The organism is Pseudoponticoccus marisrubri (assembly GCF_001482405.1).
GTDB lineage: Bacteria > Pseudomonadota > Alphaproteobacteria > Rhodobacterales > Rhodobacteraceae > Pseudoponticoccus > Pseudoponticoccus marisrubri.
In genome coordinates this window covers 1-4,510 of record NZ_LPXO01000034.1, presented here as the reverse complement: position 1 = coordinate 4,510, position 4,510 = coordinate 1, and the positions used below count along the sequence as shown (strand labels likewise).

At 63.4% G+C, this 4,510-nt stretch carries 6 protein-coding genes; 5 read left to right on the top strand and 1 reads right to left on the bottom strand.

What is annotated here, in order from left to right; all coding sequences use genetic code 11:
* The coding region (locus AVJ23_RS23430; protein WP_240484774.1) for an integrase core domain-containing protein at positions 1 to 233 on the top strand (233 nt) is incomplete at its 5' end.
* A 143-nt stretch (positions 234 to 376) separates the two neighbouring features.
* Positions 377 to 706: a phosphoribosyl-AMP cyclohydrolase gene (locus AVJ23_RS21775; RefSeq protein ID WP_084794873.1), complete on the top strand. Its 330-nt coding sequence runs from the start codon at positions 377 to 379 to the stop codon at positions 704 to 706.
* Between the two features lie 356 nt (positions 707 to 1,062).
* Here AVJ23_RS21775 and AVJ23_RS21770 read toward each other — a convergent pair whose 3' ends face one another.
* Positions 1,063 to 2,220: a zinc ABC transporter substrate-binding protein gene (locus AVJ23_RS21770; RefSeq protein WP_058864341.1), complete on the bottom strand. Its 1,158-nt coding sequence runs from the start codon at positions 2,218 to 2,220 to the stop codon at positions 1,063 to 1,065.
* Between the two features lie 56 nt (positions 2,221 to 2,276).
* Here AVJ23_RS21770 and AVJ23_RS21765 point away from each other — a divergent pair, with 56 nt between their 5' ends.
* The 3 genes from AVJ23_RS21765 to AVJ23_RS21755 are packed head-to-tail and all read left to right on the top strand — an operon-like array spanning position 2,277 to position 4,344.
* Entirely contained in the window at positions 2,277 to 2,795 is a 519-nt protein-coding gene (locus tag AVJ23_RS21765; protein ID WP_058864340.1) for a helix-turn-helix domain-containing protein, read from the top strand.
* Entirely contained in the window at positions 2,792 to 3,556 is a 765-nt protein-coding gene (locus tag AVJ23_RS21760; protein WP_058864339.1) for an ATP-binding cassette domain-containing protein, read from the top strand. Before AVJ23_RS21765 ends, AVJ23_RS21760 begins: the two co-directional genes overlap by 4 nt.
* Entirely contained in the window at positions 3,556 to 4,344 is a 789-nt protein-coding gene (locus AVJ23_RS21755) for a metal ABC transporter permease (RefSeq protein WP_058864338.1), read from the top strand. Before AVJ23_RS21760 ends, AVJ23_RS21755 begins: the two co-directional genes overlap by 1 nt.
* Positions 4,345 to 4,510 lie beyond the last annotated feature (166 nt).

Sequence of the window (4,510 nt, the reverse complement as noted above, 5' to 3'; positions counted from 1 at the left end):
CGGAGACACTCAGCTTTGGGCTGCAAAAGCCCCGTCGTCTTCGAAAGAAAAGTGGCCTAAACGAGCACCTGGCGCGGCACAAAAACGGGACAGGTCCAAGCCTTGCCGACGCTCAGGAAAAGTTGGAAGATTGGCGTAGACACTACAACGAGGATCGTCCCCACAGCGCGATCGGATACAACGTCCCGATTGCCATGCATTATCCCGATGACGTCACCAGCCCGTCATCGTGAAACAGCCGGGAAAATCCAGCTTCCGGCGGTCCAACGTCGGGGAGCAGAGCAGTTGGAGAACAGGCTAATCTCAAATCGAAGACTATTTAGGGGAGCAGGTCACCACCGACGCCACCAGCCACGAGGTTCTGAAGCTGGGCTGGATGAATGCCGACGCGCTGCGCCGGACGCTTGACACCGGCGAGGCGCATTACTTCGGTCGATCCCGACAAGAGATGTGGCGGAAGGGCGCAACATCCGGACTTGTCCAGACGGTCGTTGAGTCGCGGAGCGACGATGATCAGGACGCGATCTGGCTGCGGGTCGACGTTGGCGGCGCTGGTGCCTCCTGCCATCTCGGCTATCGGTCGTGTTTCTACAGGACGATACCGACCGCTGAACAGGCTGGACACGCATTGACCTTCAACGAAAACGGGAAGGCGTTCGACCCGGTCGCCACCTACGGCGACGTGCCCAACCCCACGCGGCTGTGAGCCTTGCCTCGGACATGCACGACAGGGCAGCCATGCTCTGGCACGTGCAGCGCGTGAAACGTATGGTCCGAGAAAGATCGCGGCTCGGAGCCAATGCTCTTGTCTCGGTCGTCGAGGTGCCTTGCGATGACCCCGAGTGCCCGGGTCCGGCAAGGCAGATCACAATTCTGGGCCTCGACATGGTCCGGCGCGGATTCCTAGTCCATTGACCGGTCGCTGCGATCACCGAAGCCGATCTTGACGTGATCACCGTTTAGCTCCGCCAATCGCGGCTGTGCCTGCCGACGCCTTGTCCCATAAGATCGGCAGTGTATTGCGTGCCGCCGAGGCAAATCGGCAGCACGCTTTGCAAGGTCTTAGAGGCAATCGGCCAAGGCCGTGGCGAGGTTGCGAAGGACGTTGCCGTAGAGGTCCGGGCCGGGCTCGAGGTCGGAGCCCAGCGGATCGAGCACGCCGGTGTTCGCCTCTGATCCGTCCATCACCGCGTCGACGATACCGGGATCGTATTGCGGTTCCGACAGCACGCAGGTCACGCCCTGCTCTGCAACACGCGCCTGGATCTCGGCGATCCGGGCCGGGCTGGGGTCAGAGGCATCGGAGACGGAGATCGCGCCCGAGGCAGGAAAGTCGAACGCCGCCTCGAAATACTGGTAGGCATCGTGGAAGACGATGAAGTTGCGGCCCCGCACCGGATCGAGAATGCCGTTGATCTCGGCGCCCAATGCGGCCAGTTCCTCACGCCCTGCTGCTGCATTGGCGAAATAGGCGCCCGCATTGTCCGGATCGGCTGCGGAAAGCTCGGCTGCGATGGCGTTCAGCCAGACTGCACCGTTGTCGGGCGACAACCAGGCGTGGGGATCATGGTCCCCATGGTCGTGGCCGCCATGCCCGTGATCGGCGTGATCTTCGTGGTCGTGGTCCCCGTGGTCGTGGTCGTCATGATCATGTCCCGCTTCCTCGGCATGCTCCTCATGATTATGCCCGTCGTGATCTTCGTCATGCGCGTGATCATCGTGATCATGCTCGTCATGCGCGTGGTCGTGATCTTCGTCATGCGCGTGGTCGTCGTGATCATGGTCGTCATGCGCGTCGTCGTGATCATGCGCCTCATGGTCATGGTCGTCGTGGCCCTCGTCCCCGTGGGAATGCGCCTCGAACAACGCGCCTTCCCGGAACGGCAGCTCCGTCGTTCCATCGACCTCAAGCAATTCCGTGACCGTTGCGTCGCCCGCCAGTGTTTCTATCGCATCGTCCAGCCAAGGTGTCAGATCCGGGCTTACCCAGAAGACAAGGTCAGCCTCCTGCAAAGCGCCGGCCTCGGAGGGGCGAAGGTTGTACTCATGCGGGCTTGCCCCCGGAGCCACGATCAGCGAGGGCTCGCCCACCCCTTGCATCACGCGCGCCACCAGGGAATGAACGGGGGCGATATCGGCAGCCACGTTTGGCACGTCTGCCATGGCCGTGCCACCAAGCAGGGACGCGGCGACAGACAGGGGAACGAGGTTTCTGGACATATCCGGCTCCATGTGATTATATAACATCACAAACCGGGTACAGGAAGTGAGATGCCATGACAAGCGCCGCCCAAGCAGGAAAGACCGCGCCGAGCGACCCGATCGGCTTTGACAAACATGATCACGGGGCATGCATCAGCGCCGGGCTCGCGGCGGCCGAGGCGCATTGCCAGGCGGAAGGGCTACGGCTCACGCCGGTGCGCCGCAAGGCGCTGGAAGTCCTCTTGCAGGAGCACCGCGCGCTTGGCGCCTACGAAATGCTCGACAGGTTGCGCGACGCCGGGTTCGGCTCCCAGCCACCCGTGGCCTACAGGGCGCTTGAATTCCTTGTCGCCAACGGTTTTGCGCACAAGATCGAACGCCTCAACGCCTTCATCGCCTGCGCCCATCCGGGGGCCAATCACTCGCCTGCCTTCATGATCTGCCGGATCTGCGACTCGGTGGCCGAGGCGCAATCCTCTCCGGCGCGCGGCGCATTGGGACAGGCGGCACGGAGCACGGGTTTCAGGATCGAACGGACCGTGGTCGAGGCCGAGGGCATCTGCCCTGCTTGCGTGGAAAAGGCCGACGGATGACCCTGATCACGGCGAAGACTGTCAGCGTCAGCTATGGCGCGAACCGGGTATTGCGTGACGTGTCACTCGCGGTAGATCCGGGCGAGATCGTAACGATCGTCGGGCCCAACGGCTCTGGAAAGACAACGTTGCTGCGGTTGCTGATTGGCGCGGCCAGCCCATCATCGGGGCGGATCACCCGTAAACCGGGGCTGCGCATTGGCTACGTCCCCCAGAAGCTGCATATCGACCCGACCCTGCCCATCACGGTGGACCGGTTCCTGCGCCTGCCCGGGGGCACCACGCGCGCGGCTGGCGCCGCCGCATTGAGACATGCCGGCGTGCCGGACCTGTCAAACCGCCAGATGTCCGCCCTGTCGGGCGGCCAGTTCCAACGCGTTCTTCTGGCGCGGGCGCTGATCAACAAACCGGACCTGCTCTTGCTCGATGAAGCCACGCAGGGGCTCGATCAGCCCGGTTCTGCCGCCTTCTACCAGCAGATCGAGGAAGTCCGGCAAGCCACCGGCTGTGCCATCCTGATGATCAGCCACGAGTTGCATGTGGTGATGGCGGCCTCGGACAGGGTGATCTGTCTCAATGGCCATGTTTGTTGCCAGGGCACACCCGAGACCGTTTCTGCCGCACCGGAATACCGCGCGCTGTTCGGCACCGGCACCGGTGGCGCGCTGGCCCTCTACCGGCACGAGCATGACCACATTCATGACGAAACCTGCGCGCATGGCCATGCGCCGCAGGACACACAGACCGAGGCCGCCGAATAATGCTGGATGATTTCATGACCCGTGCCGCGCTGGCAGGTGTCGGCGTGGCCCTTGCGGCCGCCCCCTTGGGCAGCTTCGTGGTCTGGCGGCGCATGGCCTATTTCGGCGACGCCACGGCGCATGCCGCGATCCTCGGCGTGGCCCTCTCGCTGGCTTTGCAGATGTCCATCTTTGCTGGAAGCGTGGCCGTGGCGCTTGCGATGGGGCTGCTTGTGACCGTGCTCACGGGACGCGGCTATGCGATGGACACGCTGCTTGGCGTTCTGGCGCATTCGGCGCTGGCGTTCGGATTGGTCGCCGTGTCTTTCCTGTCCGGTATCCGTATTGACCTGATGGCCTATCTCTTTGGCGACATTCTCGCCGTGTCACGCGGCGATCTGGCGGTGATCTGGGGCGGTGCAGCGCTGGTTGTCGGGCTGATCGGCTGGCGCTGGTCGGCGCTACTCACCTCTACCATCAGCTCGGAACTTGCCTATGCCAGCGGGATCGACCCGAAGCGCGAACAGCTCGTCCTGACATTGTCGCTCGCCATCACCGTGGCCGTCGCGATCAAGGTCGTCGGCGTGCTCTTGATCGCGGCCATGCTGATCATTCCCGCCGCGGCCGCCCGGCCACTCTCACGCACGCCCGAGCAGATGGCGCTGACCGCTGCGGCCATCGGCAGCGCATCCGCCGTTATCGGCCTGCAATCAGCCTACGCGCTCGACACGCCCGCGGGCCCATCCATCGTCTGCGTCGCAGCCCTCGTCTTTCTCGGCACAAGCATACTGCAAAGCGCGCGATCCTGAAGAACGGAGATGCCAATGAACCGCGCCGGGTCTGCCGAACGCCGATTTTCGATAGTTACGCGGCGTGTGAACTGATGCGGTGGATGCCCCCCACCCAGCGGCATCTCGTATGCCATGATGGTTCCACATGAGCCGAGCTGAGGGCACATCAATGACGACGCAGATC

Coding starts and splice junctions, on each gene's coding strand:
- AVJ23_RS21775 (WP_084794873.1), top strand. CDS start 377: ATGAATGCCGACGCGCTGCGCCGGACGCTTGACACCGGCGAGGCGCAT.
- AVJ23_RS21770 (WP_058864341.1), bottom strand. CDS start 2,220: ATGTCCAGAAACCTCGTTCCCCTGTCTGTCGCCGCGTCCCTGCTTGGT.
- AVJ23_RS21765 (WP_058864340.1), top strand. CDS start 2,277: ATGACAAGCGCCGCCCAAGCAGGAAAGACCGCGCCGAGCGACCCGATC.
- AVJ23_RS21760 (WP_058864339.1), top strand. CDS start 2,792: ATGACCCTGATCACGGCGAAGACTGTCAGCGTCAGCTATGGCGCGAAC.
- AVJ23_RS21755 (WP_058864338.1), top strand. CDS start 3,556: ATGCTGGATGATTTCATGACCCGTGCCGCGCTGGCAGGTGTCGGCGTG.